At 59.1% G+C, this 15731-nt stretch carries 14 protein-coding genes; 9 read left to right on the top strand and 5 right to left on the bottom strand.

Going from position 1 to position 15731, the window contains the following annotated elements:
* Positions 1–132 precede the first annotated feature (132 nt).
* On the top strand, positions 133–1026 hold the full coding sequence (gene bla, locus ABOK31_RS25935; RefSeq protein ID WP_174173124.1) for a class A beta-lactamase: 894 nt from the start codon (positions 133–135) through the stop codon (positions 1024–1026).
* Between the two features lie 94 nt (positions 1027–1120).
* A complete protein-coding gene (ampC, locus tag ABOK31_RS25930; protein WP_350019286.1) occupies positions 1121–2314 on the top strand; it encodes a class C beta-lactamase in 1194 nt (397 codons plus the stop codon).
* Positions 2315–2495: 181 nt separating this feature from the next.
* On the opposite strand, the gene ABOK31_RS25925 is transcribed toward ampC, so the two are convergent.
* Both ABOK31_RS25925 and ABOK31_RS25920 read right to left on the bottom strand, forming a co-directional pair.
* On the bottom strand, positions 2496–3416 hold the full coding sequence (locus ABOK31_RS25925) for a dihydrodipicolinate synthase family protein (protein ID WP_349959594.1): 921 nt from the start codon (positions 3414–3416) through the stop codon (positions 2496–2498).
* A gap of 87 nt (positions 3417–3503) precedes the next feature.
* The gene (locus ABOK31_RS25920; RefSeq protein WP_349961313.1) at positions 3504–4217 is read right to left on the bottom strand and encodes a FadR/GntR family transcriptional regulator; all 714 of its coding nucleotides are present in this window, start codon (positions 4215–4217) and stop codon (positions 3504–3506) included.
* A 219-nt stretch (positions 4218–4436) separates the two neighbouring features.
* Between ABOK31_RS25920 and ABOK31_RS25915 the strand changes: the two genes are divergently transcribed.
* From ABOK31_RS25915 to ABOK31_RS25895, 5 genes are all read left to right on the top strand, one after another.
* Positions 4437–6383: an ABC transporter substrate-binding protein gene (locus ABOK31_RS25915; RefSeq protein WP_174173127.1), complete on the top strand. Its 1947-nt coding sequence runs from the start codon at positions 4437–4439 to the stop codon at positions 6381–6383.
* A gap of 86 nt (positions 6384–6469) precedes the next feature.
* Entirely contained in the window at positions 6470–7456 is a 987-nt protein-coding gene (locus ABOK31_RS25910; RefSeq protein ID WP_113231102.1) for an ABC transporter permease, read from the top strand.
* Positions 7457–7465: 9 nt separating this feature from the next.
* On the top strand, positions 7466–8587 hold the full coding sequence (locus ABOK31_RS25905; RefSeq protein ID WP_174173128.1) for an ABC transporter permease: 1122 nt from the start codon (positions 7466–7468) through the stop codon (positions 8585–8587).
* A gap of 7 nt (positions 8588–8594) precedes the next feature.
* On the top strand, positions 8595–10316 hold the full coding sequence (locus tag ABOK31_RS25900; RefSeq protein WP_349959592.1) for an ABC transporter ATP-binding protein: 1722 nt from the start codon (positions 8595–8597) through the stop codon (positions 10314–10316).
* Between the two features lie 128 nt (positions 10317–10444).
* On the top strand, positions 10445–11632 hold the full coding sequence (locus ABOK31_RS25895) for a galactarate dehydratase (RefSeq protein ID WP_174173130.1): 1188 nt from the start codon (positions 10445–10447) through the stop codon (positions 11630–11632).
* Positions 11633–11720: 88 nt separating this feature from the next.
* Here the strand turns inward: ABOK31_RS25895 and ABOK31_RS25890 are convergent, their stop codons facing one another.
* The 3 genes from ABOK31_RS25890 to ABOK31_RS25880 all read right to left on the bottom strand — a co-directional run bounded on the left by ABOK31_RS25890 (position 11721) and on the right by ABOK31_RS25880 (position 13878).
* The gene (locus ABOK31_RS25890) at positions 11721–13031 is read right to left on the bottom strand and encodes an MFS transporter (RefSeq protein WP_349959591.1); all 1311 of its coding nucleotides are present in this window, start codon (positions 13029–13031) and stop codon (positions 11721–11723) included.
* 92 nt (positions 13032–13123) lie between these two features.
* The gene (locus tag ABOK31_RS25885) at positions 13124–13330 is read right to left on the bottom strand and encodes a KTSC domain-containing protein (RefSeq protein WP_075854101.1); all 207 of its coding nucleotides are present in this window, start codon (positions 13328–13330) and stop codon (positions 13124–13126) included.
* A 116-nt stretch (positions 13331–13446) separates the two neighbouring features.
* The gene (locus tag ABOK31_RS25880) at positions 13447–13878 is read right to left on the bottom strand and encodes a VOC family protein (RefSeq protein WP_349959589.1); all 432 of its coding nucleotides are present in this window, start codon (positions 13876–13878) and stop codon (positions 13447–13449) included.
* Positions 13879–13948: 70 nt separating this feature from the next.
* Here ABOK31_RS25880 and ABOK31_RS25875 point away from each other — a divergent pair, with 70 nt between their 5' ends.
* Complete coding sequence (locus tag ABOK31_RS25875) at positions 13949–14530, top strand: TetR/AcrR family transcriptional regulator (protein ID WP_174173133.1); 582 nt, start codon at positions 13949–13951, stop codon at positions 14528–14530.
* A gap of 202 nt (positions 14531–14732) precedes the next feature.
* Complete coding sequence (locus tag ABOK31_RS25870; RefSeq protein WP_174173134.1) at positions 14733–15719, top strand: BMP family protein; 987 nt, start codon at positions 14733–14735, stop codon at positions 15717–15719.
* Positions 15720–15731: the final 12 nt, after the last annotated feature.

Raw genomic sequence — 15731 nt, 5'->3', positions numbered from 1 at the left:
AGAATTGATCGTTTGTCTAGGGTAGGAAGCGGAGCCATAGTCTGCCTCGCAAGGTGATTTGCCTGATCCCAACGACATCCACGGGGCCAAAAGGCGCACCTTTGCCCAACGTAAAATCGAAGTGGAAACAAGATGACGATCTTATTGTCGCGCCGGCAAAGCCTTGCCGGCAGCTTGCTTGCGCTGCCTGTTCTGGCAGGGCTCAGCGCAGTTGGACGCACTGCAGACGATAATGCCGGGGAGGCGCAGCTTGCCGCACTCGAAAGCAGGCATCCGGGCCGCATCTGCGTCAGCATTCTCGACATGGCAAGTGGCAAGCGCATCGAGCACCGCGCCAGCGAGCGCATCCTGATGTGCAGCACCTTCAAGATGCTGACGGCAGCTCTCGTGCTTGCCCGCGTCGACAAGGGAGAAGAGAAGCTCGATCGACGTATTCGCTACGCGAAAAGCGAGCTCATCGACTATTCCCCGGCAACCGCGCCCAACGCCGGAGAAAATGGCATGACCATCGGCGAACTTTGCGCTGCGGCAGTGACGCTCAGCGACAATACCGCGGCCAACCTACTGCTTGCGAGCTTTGGCGGCCCGGAGGCAATCACGACCTTTTGCCGCAGCATGGGCGACGAGATCACCCGCCTCGACCGCACCGAACCCACGCTGAACTATCACGACACTCCGGACGACCAGCGCGACACGACGACGGCTTCGGCCATGCTGGAAAACCTGCGGCGGCTCCTGTTCACTGATGTGCTGACAGCCGCCTCGCGATCGCAGCTGGCCGCTTGGCTGATCACCAACAAGACGGGCGACACCCGCCTGCGCGCCGGCCTTGCGAAGGATTGGCTGGTTGGCGACAAGACGGGAACAAACGGCGACAAGGCCGGCAATGCCAATGACATCGCGGTGCTGTGGCCATCGAACCGCGCGCCCATCATCGCGACGGCCTATTGCGAGATACCGGAAATCGCAACCGATGAACGCAATGCCATCATTGCCGAGATCGGCCGGATCGCTGCGGCGATCTGAGATCATGCGCGCCGGATAACAACCGCCACCAATCATCGCCTCCTTTTCGACCGTACGATCCTGCACGGTCGATCATCATAATGAGGATATCATCTTGAATATACGTAGCAATTCTCTGCAGAAGCTCAGTATCGTCGCTGGCTGCCTTTTCTATGGGATCGGTGCCCACGCCGCCGAAGGCAATGACCGGGATCAGCTGGAGCGAGCCGTCAACGAGATCATTCGTCCCCTCATGAAGGATAACGATGTGCCGGGCATGGCAATCGCGATTACCGTCAAGGGCAAGCGCTACATCTTCAACTACGGCGTCGCCTCGAAGGAGAGCGGCCAGAAGGTGACGAACGACACGATCTTCGAACTCGGATCCATCAGCAAGACCTTTACGGCAGCGCTCGGCTCCTACGCTCAGATCAGCGGAAAGCTGTCCTTCTCCGACAAGGCGACGAAGTACATGCCGGAACTTGCGGGCAGCACTTTCGACAGGATCAGCCTTCTCAATCTCGGCACCTATACAGCAGGCGGGCTGCCTCTCCAATTCCCCAATGGCGTGACGGATCAGGACAAGATGGTTGCCTATTATCGCAATTGGCATCCGTCCTTTGCGCCTGGCACGTATCGGCAATATTCCAACCCCAGCATCGGCCTGTTCGGCTACCTGGCAGCGCAGGTCATGGGCCAGCCGTTCGATATGCTGATGCAGGAAGAAATTCTTTCCGGCCTGGGCCTCAGCCACACCTATGTCCGCGTTCCGCCGGCTGAGATGGGCAACTATGCCTATGGCTATTCGAAGCAGGGCAAGCCGATCCGCGTCAATCCCGGCGTTCTCGACACGCAGGCCTATGGCATCAAGACCACCGCCTCGGACATGCTTGCCTTTCTAGAAGCGAATATGGGCGAAGCAAAGCTCGACGGCAGACTTCAGCAGGCGATCGATGCGACGCATGTCGGCTACTACCGCGTCGACAATATGACACAGGCGCTCGGTTGGGAAATCTATGCCTATCCAACGACGCTCGCCAGGCTGCTTGCCGGTAATTCATCCGACATGGCACTGGAGCCACACAAGGTCACCCGCCTCGATCCCCCGCAGCAGCCGCGCAAGGATGTCCTGCTAAACAAGACGGGTTCGACGAACGGCTTCGGCGCTTATGCGGCCTTCATTCCCGCGCGGCAGGTCGGCATCGTCCTGTTGGCGAACAGGAATTTTCCGATCCCTGCGCGCGTTTCGTCGGCCTACAAGATCCTGACCACCGTAGAAAACCTGCCAGGATCGAATGAGGCGAAGTAGAGACCGGGCTTGAAGATTGGTCCGCTTCAGCGAACGGCCGCCCCGCAGCAAAAGCCGCCGGGGCGACCAACATTATCTTACGGATCGCCGCAAGGCCGACCGATCTCAATCAAATCGCCAAGCCGCTGAAATATATGACAATATCCTTTGTCACATATATCAAGCACGCCTGATACCGGCATCAGGCGGTGGACAGTTCGCCTGCTTCCTGCCAATTGCGCAACAACGCAAACAGCTCCTCGCGGTCCTTCGCATCGAGTTGCGGCACGCCTGGAACGCGAACAGGGCCGACCTTCAGGCCGGAATAGGTGACGGCTTCCTTGACGACGGTAACGTTTGTTCCATTGCGGAACTTGGTGCGCATGCGTTCGAAAGGCTCGAGCTTGTTGACGATGGCGCGGGCAGCGGCGAAATCGCCTTTCTCCAAAGCCGCATGCACGGCAAGCGACAGCTTCGGAGCAACATTGACGAGGCCCGAGGTGAAGCCCTTTGCGCCCGCAGCGGCGAATGTCGGAGCCCAGCTTTCGGCGAGACCGCAGACGAATAGCGCGCCGTTCGGATCGGAAGCCGCGATCGCCCGTGAAAGCAGCATGAGATCCGTCGTCGCAAACTTGATACCGGCAATATTGCCGTGACCGGCCAGACGGACCATATCGTCGACGCTGAAGCCTTCGGCACGGACATAGGCGACGAGCGGGAGCGGCGAGGCCTCCGCCAGATCACGAAAATAATCGATCTGCGAACCAGGTGCGGCGAATGGGTCCACCGGTTGATGAGACATGACAGCCGAAGCACCAATCGAAGCAGCGTCCTTCGCCATCTGGATCGCCTCCCGTAATGAACGGCCGATTGCCGCCGTCACGGGCGCCTTGCCATCGACACCGGATATCGCCGCATCATGGACGCGGCGGATCTCTTGCGGAGTGAGTGCGTAGAACTCACCCGTATTGCCCGCCGCAACGATATTGTGAATGCCGGCAGCCGCTACCCGCTGATAGACTAGAGCGGTGACGCGCGGTTCCACCTCGCCACTTCCATCATAGGCCGTGACTGGAACGCCAGAGACGCCGGTCAGCACCTGCCGCATGGTTTCAATGCTCATCTTCCTACCCTTACCTTCATCATCCATCGAAACACAAACGAGGAGGCGTACAGAAGCCGTCACCTCGCCCTCGTCTCATCCAATTCCCTATACGCCCTGGAACATGCGGGCACGTGCATTCAAGATATGTCGCTTCATGGCATCGTGAGCCTCGGTCTCCTGACGCGCGAAAATCGCCTGCACGATAACGGCATGCTCATCCTGAACGCTGCGGATCTGCTCGGGCGTCCGCTTGAGGCTGAGGCTGCGGGTCACGGAATGACCGATGGCGAAATGCGGCCGGAACAATTCACGGGCAGTGATATGGAACTGATTGCCTGTCGCGATCGCAATGGCATCGTGCAGTTCCTGATCTTCCTCGGCACCGAGGCGGCCTTCGTCAAGACACTGTTCGATCTTCTGGAGCGCTGCCGTGATCCGTTCCTTGTCGGTCGGCTGCCAGTTGCGCGCTGCGAGTTCGGCTGCTTCGGCCTCAAGCCCGGCACGAAATTCGAAAAAGCGCTGGACATCCGCAAGCGACCCTACAGGTACCATTTTCAGGACAGAGGAATCCGGCCTTTGCCTGACATAGGAACCCGACCCCTTGCGCGACACGATCAAGCCGTCCATGCGCAGCCGCTCCAGAGCGTCGCGCACAACGGGTCGTGACGCGCCGAACATCTCCGCGAGCTTCGCTTCCGCCGGCAGTCGCTCATTCACCGGAAAGGTTCCATCCGCAATCATGGCGACGATCTTCTCATAGATGATGTCGCCGAAGCGCGTCGCGCCCATACCGGAATCATTGGCGACAGAGAGTTTCATCATCATCCTTTGTAAATGCCGACAGGCGACAGGCGACAGCCATAGTGCATTTCCTGCGCGACAGGGCTACTAAATCTGTAAAAATCTGTCAACTCTTGTAATTATCTGAGAACGTAATATGGTCTCGACGCTGCGCCAGAGGGGTGCATGGCGACGGGACGGGAACCTGTCGCATCGGCCGAGGCAAAGCCCGGCCAAAGTCAAAACGGGAGGGATTCGATGCGTGATGAAATATTGTCCCGCGGCGTGAGCAGGCGTGCCGTCCTCGGCGGCATGGCGGGAATGGCAGCCCTGTCTCTGGCCGGTCGGGTCAACGCCGCCGACCCAGGCGGCGAGGCGCCCGCACTGGCGCAGCTCGTCAAGGACGGCAAGCTGCCGGCACTTGCCGACCGACTGCCGAAGAAGCCTATGGTCGTTACCCCTTACGAAAAAGTCGGCACTTACGGCGGCACCTTACGACGCGGCCTGCGAGGCTCGTCCGACCATAACGGCATTCTGCGCATGGTGGGCAATCAGAGTCTGGTGCGCTGGAACCTTGAGTTCACTCAGGTCCTGCCGAACCTCGCCGAGCGCTGGGACGTCAATGCCGACGCCTCGCAATTCACCTTCTACCTTATTCAAGGTGCCCGCTGGTCCGACGGCCAGCCGTTCACGGCAGATGACGTCGTTTTCGCCATCGAGGACTGCGTCAAGAATACCGATCTCTACAGCGCGACGCCGGCCCAGTTGTCCGTTGCCGGCAAGGCAGTCGATGTCACGAAGATCGACGACTATACGGTGAAATTCACCTTTGCCGCACCGAACGCGCTTTATCTGGAAAATCTCGCAACCCCGCTCGGTCAGCATCCGACGCTGTTTCCGAAGCACTATTGCAGCCAGTTCCTGCCGAAATACAATCCGAACGTCGCCGAGGATGCGAAGAAGGCTGGCGTCAGCAGTTGGCCCGAACTTTTCCGCGCCCGCTGCGGCGACATCGAAATTCCCTCGCGCTGGGGCAATCCGGATAAGCCGACGCTCGATCCCTGGGTCGTCAAGGAACCCTATACCGGTGGTGCGACCCGCGTCGTCATGACCCGCAACCCATACTTCTGGCAGGTCGATACATCAGGCAACCAGCTTCCCTATGTCGACGAGATCAATTTCGGCATCTCGCAGGACGTGGAATCGCTGATGCTGAACGTCATTTCCGGCAAGATCGATATTCAGGAGCGCCATATCAGCGTGCTCGCCAACAAGCCCACGCTCTCGCAAAACATGAAGAAGGGCGACTATCGCCTTCTAACTCTTGTCCCTTCCACCTCGCAGCAATGCCAGATCTACTTCAATATCACCCATAAAGATCCAGCCATGCGCAAAATGTTTGCCGACAAGTCGGTCCGGCAGGCGCTCTCGCTCGGCATCAATCGGCAGGAAATAATCGACATCGTCTATTTCGGCCAGAGCGAGGGATATCAAGCCGGACCGCGGCCGGAGCATCCCTGGTACAATGAAAAATATGCCCGCCAATTCACCAACTACGATCCAGACAAGGCCGGCGCCATGCTCGATCAGGCCGGCTACGGCAAGAAGGACGCGAACGGCTTTCGGCTGAGACCGGACGGCCAGAAGGTCTTCTTCGCCGTCGACGTCATTCCGACCCTCTATCCCGATCTGGTCGATGCCCTTGAACTGGTGAAGGCGCATTGGGCCCAGATCGGCGTCGACATGAAGGTCAACACGATCGAGCGCGCGCTTTACTACACCCGTGGCGACGACAACGCTCACGATGCCCAGGTCTGGCCAGGACCTGGCGGTCTCGACCCCATGCTCGATCCGCGTGACTTCTTCGCCTTCCATCCGCAGGGTTCGCGCTACGCCATTCCGTGGTCGGTCTGGTACACATCGAACGGCAAACAGGGCGAAGAGCCGCCGGAAAGCCAGAAGAAGCGCATGAAGCTCTTCGATGAAGCGCGCTCGACGGCCGATCTCGACAAGCGCGGCGCCGTCATGAAGCAGATTTTTGACATCGCGGCCGAAGAATTCGAAACCGTTGGACTTTGCCTTGCCGTCGGCGGCTTCGGCATCATCCGCAACAATCTGCACAATGTTCCCGAAAAGCAGCCGGACAGCTGGTCCTGGCCCAATCCGGGACCGGCCATGCCACAGCAATTCTTCTTCACCAGCTGATTACGCCGATCAAGCGCCGCCTTTCATGGGCGGCGCTATCCTTCATGCGGAGCTGCCCGTGGCAGCACTTACTGCGAGAAACAGCCATGCTGGCCTTCATCGGTAAACGCCTTTTGTGGATGATCCCATCCCTTTTCGCCATCAGCTTCCTTGCCTTCGTGCTGATCCAGCTGCCTCCCGGCGACTACGTGACGACCTATATCGCCACGCTCGCCTCCTCGAATGAAGTGGTCGACCAGAATACGGCCGCACAATTGCGCGAACGCTTCGGCCTCGATCAGCCGATGCTCATCCAATATCTGAAATGGATGTGGGGCATTCTCTCGCGCGGCGATTTCGGTATCTCGTTCGAATGGCAGCAGCCTGTCTCCGGCCTTATCTGGGAGCGCATGGCACTGACGCTCATTCTGGCGCTTGCGGCGCTGATCGCGACCTGGGCGATCGCGCTACCGATCGGCGTCTACTCCGCCGTCAAGAAATACTCGATCGGCGATTATTTCTTTACCGCCTTCACGTTTTTAGGCCTTGCCATTCCCTCGTTCCTGCTGGCGCTCGTGCTGATGTATGTCGCCGCCGTCGAGTTCGGCCAGGATGTTGGCGGTTTGTTTTCCTCCGAATTCGAGACGGCTCCCTGGAGCATCGCCAAGATGCTGGATCTCCTGTCACATTTGTGGCTGCCGGTCGTCATCCTTGCCGTTTCTTCAACCGCAAGCCTCATTCGCGTCATGCGCGCCAACATGCTCGACGAGCTGCCGAAACCCTATGTGACAACGGCGCGGGCAAAAGGCCTCTCCGAGTTTCGGCTGCTCGTGAAATACCCGCTGCGTATCGCGCTCAATCCGTTCATCTCGACGATTGCCTGGTTGCTGCCCAATCTCATTTCCGGATCCGTCGTCGTTGCAATCGTTCTCAATCTGCCGACGGCGGCGCCATTGCTGCTCCAGGCCCTGATGGCGCAGGACATGTATCTTGCTGGCGCCTTCGTGCTTTTGATCTGCGCGCTGACGCTGATCGGGTCACTTATCAGTGACATTCTGCTTGCCCTCGTAGATCCCCGCATCCGGTTGGAATAGGAGCAGCCCATGGCCGATATCGCCGTCACAAACCTGCGCCCTGACCGCAACGCGGTCGCCTCGCAATGGCAGTTGATCTGGTGGGCATTCCGTCGCCATAAGCTCGCGATGGTCGCCCTCGTCGTTACCGTGCTGATGTACATCGTGGCGATCGTGCCAGGATTCTTTGCCATCAACGATCCCAATCAGCAAAATGCGCGTGCGACCTTCCACCCGCCGCAAAGAGTGCATTTCATCGATATGGAGAACGGCTTCTCCATTGGGCTACACTATTACCCGCTGAAGCTAACCCGCGATCCCGAAACGCTTGCGGCGATCTTCAAGGAGGACACGACGAAGCGTGTCTCCATCAGCCTGTTCGGTCGCGGCTACGAATATTCCGTGCTCGGTCTCTTCACGAGCAACATCCATCTGCTGGCATCCTCGGACAAGTCGACGCCTCTGCTTCTGTTCGGCGCGGATCGGCTCGGCCGCGACGTCTTCAGCCGCACGGTCCAGGGCGCGCAGATTTCGCTGTCGATCGGCCTCGTCGGCGTGTTCTTTTCGCTTCTACTCGGCATCGTTCTTGGAGGAATTTCAGGCTATTACGGCGGAAAGCTCGACTTCTTCATCCAGCGCCTGATCGACTTCGTGCTATCGCTGCCGACCATTCCGATCTGGCTCGCCATGGCGGCCGCCCTACCGCAAGGCTGGCCCGCGGCGCTGCAATATATGATGATTACCATCATCCTGTCGCTGACCGGCTGGGCGCAGCTCGCCCGTGTCGTGCGCGGCCGCTTCCTGTCGCTGCGCACGGAAGAGTTTGTTGCCGCGGCCAGGCTCGACGGCGCCAGCGAGGCGCGGATCATCTTCCGCCATATGCTGCCAAGTTTTGCGAGCCACATCATCGCCTCCATCACGCTTGCCGTGCCGGCGATGATCCTGGCCGAGACATCCCTCTCCTTCTTAGGCCTCGGCCTGCAGCCGCCGACCATTTCCTGGGGGGTACTGCTGCGCGAGGCACAGAACATCCGCTCGATCGCAACCGCACCATGGCTCTTTCTGCCGGGCGTCGCCGTCGTCATCGCCGTCATGGCGCTGAACCTTCTTGGCGATGGCCTGCGCGATGCGGCCGATCCCTACAACAAATGAGGTGGGCATGACCGATATCGTTTCCATGAATACCGCCCGCCCGCTGCTGCAGGTCAAGAACCTCACCGTCGACTTTCCCTTAAGAACCGGCACGTTTCGCGCGGTCGATAATCTCTCCTTTGCCATCGAGCCTGGAAAGACGCTCTGCGTCGTCGGAGAGAGCGGCTCGGGCAAATCGGTCACCGCACGCTCGATCCTGCAGATCGTCGACGCCCCTGGCCGCATCACCGGCGGTTCCATCATTTTGAATGGCGCTGGCGGCAGTTCGGTCGATCTCGTCAAGCTCAATCCGCGCGGGCGGCAGATCAGGTCGATCCGCGGGCGCGATATCGCCATGATCTTTCAGGAGCCGATGGCATCGCTTTCGCCGGTCCATACGGTCGGCGACCAGATCATGGAAGCGCTGCGCCTCCACACGAAAATGAGCAAGGCCGAGGCACGAGCCGAAACGATCTCACTTTTGAAACAGGTGGAAATCCCCTCCCCGGAAAAAGCGATCGACCGTTACGCTTTTCAATATTCGGGCGGCATGCGCCAGCGCGCCATGATCGCCATGGCGCTTGCCTGCAGGCCGCAGCTTCTGATCGCCGACGAGCCGACGACGGCGCTCGACGTGACGACACAGGCCGAAATCCTCGACCTTATTGCCCGGCTGCAGAAGGCCAACGGCATGGCGGTCCTGTTCATCACTCACGACATGGGCGTGGTCGCCCAGATCGCCGACGATGTGCTCGTCATGCACAATGGTGTCGTCAAGGAATACGGCCCGGTCGAGCAGATCTTCCATGCGCCGAAGGATGATTATACTCGCATGCTGATCGGCTCGGTGCTGAAGCTCGAGAGGAAGGCCGAGATTCGATTGGCGCGGCCGCCGCTCGACAAAACCGCTGCCCCGATCCTCGAGCTGCGCAACGTGTCGATGGCCTTTGGCGAGGTCCGTGCCCTCGACGATGTCTCGATCTCGCTTTTGCCGCGCGAAACGCTCGGCATTGTCGGCGAGAGCGGGTCGGGCAAGACCACGATGGGCCGCTCGATCATGCGCCTTATCGATCCGAGCGCCGGCGAAATCCTCTATCGCCGTACCGATGGCGACGTCACCGACTTGGCAAGCGCCAAAGGGACGGTCCTTGCGGCAGCGCGCCGCGAATTGCGCATGGTGTTCCAGGACCCGTTCGGTTCGCTCAACCCGCGCATGACCGTCTCGCAGATTATCGGCGAGCCATTGCTCGTCAACGGCATCGCCAAAGGCCGGGCGCTCGACGAGCGCGTTTGCCATCTGATGGAGCAGGTCGGGCTCGATCCGAGGGCGCGCGAGCGCTATCCTCATGCCTTTTCCGGCGGCCAGCGCCAGCGCATCGGTATCGCCCGCGCCATAACACTCAATCCGCGCGTGATCGTCGCCGACGAGGCGACATCGGCTCTCGATGTCTCCGTGCGCTCGCAAGTGCTCGATCTCCTGATGCGCCTGCAGGATGAGCTCGGTCTTGCCTATATCTTCATCAGCCATGATATCGGCGTCATCCGCTATATGTGCGACCGCGTCGGCGTCATGTACAAGGGTCGGCTGGTCGAGGTCGGCGATGCCGACAAGGTCTGCAATTCACCAGAACATGCCTATACGCAGGCATTGATTTCGGCGATCCCGCGCCCCGATCCCCGCGATCGGGATCGCTCGCGACGTTTCCGCTATGTCGAGCCCGAAACCGTGAAGAACGGCAGCGCAGCGTGATGGCTCCACTCGGTAGCGCCGTAACGCCCATGTGCCGCGGATCAGACTTCGCCGTGGCGCCGCAACGATTCCCCCACCTGCGGCACCTCCCATGCCGCATTCATAACCACCGATAGAAGGAAGATAAGATGAAGATCGACCGCATGCGGGTATTCATGACCCGCGACAAGGATCGCCCGCGCGTCATCGTGGCGCTGGATACGGATGACGGACTGACGGGCTGGGGCGAGTGCTACAATCACGGCCCCGATTTGGCACTGCCGCCGATCCTCGATTATCTCTACGGCTTCATCGCCGGCCAGGATCCGAGCCGCATCGATTATCTCATCAACCTCTTGATCCAGCAGAGCCGCTTCCCGCCGGGCGCGCTTGGCCTCTCGGCCATTTCCGCGCTCGACCATTGCCTTTGGGATCTCTCGGCAAAGGCCCTGAATGTTCCGGTCTATAAATTGCTCGGCGGCGCGGTGCGTGATCGCATCAAGGTCTATGCCGGCGTCTATACCGCACCGGACGCACCGGCTGCGCGCGACGAGCTCGACCGCTTGAATGCCGAATGGGGCTTTACCGCATTCAAACTTAGCCCCTGGCGCATCGACATGCACGCCCATCGCTGGGGCAACGTCGTCAAGGCATCGGCAGACTATTTCCGCTCGCTGCGCGAAACCGTGCGTGATGATTATGAGATCGCCTTCGACGCCCATGCGAAGATCTTCGAGCCGGTTGCAGCCCGCCAGCTCGGCAATGCGCTCGCACCTTATGACCCGCTCTTTTACGAAGAGCCGTTGCGCCCCGAAAATATCGAGATGTGGGGCGAGCTGAAGCAGGGTCTCAATTGCGTATTGGCGACGGGCGAGTCCCTTTATAACCGCAACGAGTTCCTGCGTCTGCTGCAGGTCAAGGGCGCCGACCTCATCCAGCCGGATATCTGCGTCGTCGGCGGCATCAGCGAGATGCGGCGCATTGCAACGATCGCCGAGGCGCATTTCGTCGGCGTTGCTCCGCACAACCCGATGGGACCACTCGCGACCGCCGTCAACGTGCATTTCTCGGCTGCCGCGCAGAACTTCAAGATCCTCGAATATCGTTTGCCCAAGGGTCAAGCCTATGTCTATGGCGGCAACGAGGTCGAACAGCGACAGGGCGAAACCCGTTATGTCGTCGATCCTTATCTGCCGAAGGACGGCTATCTCGAGCTTCGGCCCGACCGACCCGGTTGGGGTGTCGAGATGGATGAAAAGGCAATGGAAGAGGAAGGCTACATCCATTGGCAACGGCGCGTGCCTAAGCGCCCGGACGGTTCCTACGCCTTTGCGTAAGCTTGGTATCAGCAGCGATCTGAAAAATTGGGGCGGCCATCAGGCCGCCCTTCTCATTTGGAAGCTGCCTTTGCAAACCTGAGCGCAATCACTTCACGCGGGCTGCGTTCGGATTGCCAAGATCTTCCGGCTGCGGCGCACGCGGTATCATGCGTCCGATCACAAGGACCAACAGCACCGCAATCAGAAGGCAGGCAGCCAGGAAGAACATCGGTGCGATCGTGCTTCCTGTGGAATCCTTGATCCAAGGGACGACGTTCTGGGCGATGAAGCCGCCGAGATTGCCGACGGAATTGATCGCGGCAAGGCCCGCTGCGGCACCCGCTCCCTGCAGGAAGCGCGAGGGAAGACTCCAGAATACCGGCTGGCCCGCAAAGATGCCGGCGGCGGCAACGGAGAGGAAAGCAAATTGCAGCGTGTGGTCTGGAATAACGGCGGATAAGACCAGGCTCGCGGCACCGATCAGTGCCGGAATGACAATATAGGGCGTCTTGGACTCAGCCCTATCAGCCGCCCGCGGGACGGCATAAAGAGCGATGGCGACGAGAATCCAGGGGATGATGTTCAGGAATCCGTTCGTCGTATTGCTGACACCGAAATTCTTGACGATGGTCGGCAGCCAGTAGCTGAGACCATAGGCTGCCAGCGGAAAACCGATATAGCAAAGCGACATCAGCAATACGCGCGGATTGATCAGCGCCTTGAAGCCATCGGCGGCGTTCTGCTCCATGCCGGAATTTTCCGCCGCGATCCGATCCTTCAGCCAATTCTTTTCCGTATCGTCGAGGAACGTCGCCTTGGATGGCAGGTCCGGCAGATAAAACAGGGTGATGAAGCCGGCAATGATGGCGGGAATGCCGGTCACCAGAAAGACCCATTGCCAACCGGCAATACCATAGAGCCCATTCAAATCCAGCAGCACCCCGCCGAGCGGTGCGCCGATCGCATTGGCAAAGGCGCTGAAAATCATGAAAAGCCCGACCATCGTGCCGCGATAGGCCGAAGGATACCAAAGGGTCAGCAGATAGAGCACGCCTGGAAAGAAGCCGGCCTCGCAGGCACCGAGCAGGAAGCGCAGAATATAGAACATGGTCGCATTCTGCGTATAGGCCAGTGCGACCGTCACCGCTCCCCAAGAGATCAGGATACGCGCGAACCACTTGCTGGCTCCGAACCTGTCGAGAAGCAGGTTGCTCGGCACCTCGAAGATGAAATAGCCGATAAAGAACAGCGACGCGCCAAGGCCATAGGCATATTCGCTCATGCCGAGCGCATCGACCATCTCAAGCTTGGCGTAACTGACGTTCTGACGGTCGATATAGGCGATCAGGTAGAGGATGCCCAGAAAGGGCATGAGCCTCCAGGTGATCTTGGATATAAGCTGCTTCTCATCAATCACGCCTCTTCCTCCCTGAAAGATGGTTATGATTGATATAGATAGCGCAACTCAGCGTTTATCAATGCGCCAAGAAACAAAGCTCATCTCGCGCTTCAAGCGACGCGTTCGAACTGGGTGCGGATATGCTCGATATAGTGCTGGCCGGGCGACGACGCCTTCACCATGGCGATCGCCGCCTTCTGCGGAACGCCGGTGAATTGACGCTCCTCGCCATTTCTGAAGCGGATATAAAGCCGCCCGTCGTCCGGGCGAAAATAGACTGATTTGATGATTTTTGACGAAACCGGGAGCTCTTGCATGGGTCACCTTACCTTTGGCCGGTTTTGTCGCATGAAAAGCGAAATATTGGGTGAAGCGACCTAGTTAATCAAAGATAGAGTTGCATCGTTCGATTTTATCGATTGCACCCAACACTTTAACGATCCTGCGGCAAGGCATTCTCGGCATAGAGAGATGCGAACTCCGCGCTTGGCGGTATCGGCTTGATAATGTCGATCAAAACACCGTTCGGATCGGACGTTATGAAATGACGTTGACCGAAATCTTCGTCGCGGATGGCCAGCAAAATGGGCAATCCGGCTTCCCGCGCATGGTCATAGACCGTGTCGACGTCTTCCACTTCGAAATTGAGCAATAGTCCGGCCACCCGACCGCGCCCTCGCGGCGGAATCGTCTCATGCCGGCCATCCAGAATGGCAAGATTGATGCCGCTGTCTTCGGCCGATTGCAGATGGACGTACCAGTCGCTCGCGAAGTTTTCCTGAAAGCCGAAATGCTCGATGTAAAAGGCTGCGGTCTCCGCCACCTGCTCAGTTATGATGACAGGATAGTAGCTTGTTACCTTCATGCTTCACTTCCTCCCCGAAAAGACATACAATCTGTCTGTATTCTTTTCAAATAACATACAGGCTGCATGCATGCAAGATCCTCGCTCCAATCGTGAGAGAACCGAAAAGACCAAGGCTGCACTCATCGCGGCCGCACGCGCCTTGTTCGTGGAAAAGGGCTATGCCGAGACATCGACGCCGGAGATCGTTGCCGCAGCCGGCATCACTCGCGGAGCGCTCTATCATCATTTCGAGGACAAGCGTGCCCTCTTCCGGGCCGTCGTCAGGGAGGAGGCACTCGCAGTGACTACCGCCATAGAGAAGGCAACGCCTGACCATCTTGCGCCCCGCGCTGCCCTGATCGCCGGCAGCAATGCCTATCTCGAAGCGATGCGGGTTGTCGGCCGCACGCGACTTCTGCTGATCGAGGGGCCAACCGTCCTCGGCTTCGTCGACATGAAGCAGTTGGACGAAGAAACCACCACACTCACGCTGAAGCACGGGCTAGAAGCGGCGCTTAGTCGTGGTCGCGGACCAGATATTCCCGTCGATGCGCTTGCCGATATCCTGTCTGCCGCATTCGATCGTGCTGCCCTTGCCGTCGATGCGGGCGGCGATGCAGATCGCTATCGCACAGCCATTGCACATATGATCGAACGTATTGCAGGCTGATATTATGCTTGAGCGCCAGACCACAAGCGGTGCTAGCCTGAAAGACACTTGAATATGGGCCGCTGGGGCTATCTGTTAATACATGCGACGATCGGATATCGAGCGCTCTCGCATATTATTTAAGCACGGCTATTGCTTGACACTTTTTTAGCCCCCTCCTATGATTTTTTACCAAACGATCAAAAAGCAGGGGAACTAAAAAATGACCAATGAAATCATGATATCACGCCGCGCTATCATTGCGTCCGGCATCGCTCTCGGTGTCAGTGCGCTGGCGCCAGCCGCTCGCGCTGCTGCGCCGCTCAAGGTGGCGGGCATACACGCCTCGCCGGTGGAAAACGCCTGGAATTCCTGTCTTCACAAGGCGCTGCAGGACGCAGCCAAGGAAGGCGTCATCGAATATGTCTTTTCCGAGGGTGTTTCCGGCACCGACTATCCGCGCGCCATGCGCGAATATGCCGAACAGGGTAACAAGCTGATCATCGGCGAGGCCTATGCCGTGGAGAAGGAAGCACGTCAGGTCGCCGCCGATTACCCGGATACCGCCTTCGTTCTCGGCTCGAGCGGCGAGGCTGCCGGCAGCAATTTCGGTGTCTTCGGCACCTGGAACTATGACGGCGCCTATCTCGCCGGCATGCTGGCAGGCAAGATGACCAAGTCGAACGTCGTCGGCTCGGTCGGCGCCATCCCGATCCCCGAAGTCAACATGCTGATTAATGCCTTTGCTGCAGGCGTCAAAGCGGTCAATCCCGACTGCAAGCACCTCGTCTCCTTCATCGGCACCTTCTTCGATCCACCGAAGGCGCGTGAAGCAGGTCTCGCACAGATCGACGCTGGCGCCGACGTTCTCTTTGGTGAGCGCATCGGCACGGCGGACGCCGCCAAGGAGCGCCATATCAAGTCCGTGGGATCGCTGATCGACTACACACCGCGCTATCCGGATACCGTTTTTGCCAATGCCATGTGGTACTTCCGCCCCATTCTCAATGCGGCGATCGCCGATGTTGCCGCCGGCAAGCCGGTCGGCCGCAGCTACACGGCTTATGGCCTGATGAAGGAAGGCGGCAGCGACATCGTCTATGTGAAGGGCGTTGCCCCCGCAGAAGCGGAAGCTGCGATGGAGAAGGTTCGTGCCGACATCAAGGCCGGCACCTTCGAAGTGCCGAAGGTTATGGATCAGCCGAAGTAACCGCCAGGCTCG

It is taken from the genome of Rhizobium sp. ZPR4, assembly GCF_040215725.1.
Taxonomy (GTDB): domain Bacteria; phylum Pseudomonadota; class Alphaproteobacteria; order Rhizobiales; family Rhizobiaceae; genus Rhizobium; species Rhizobium rhizogenes_D.
This window is presented reverse-complemented; position numbering and strand designations above follow the sequence as displayed.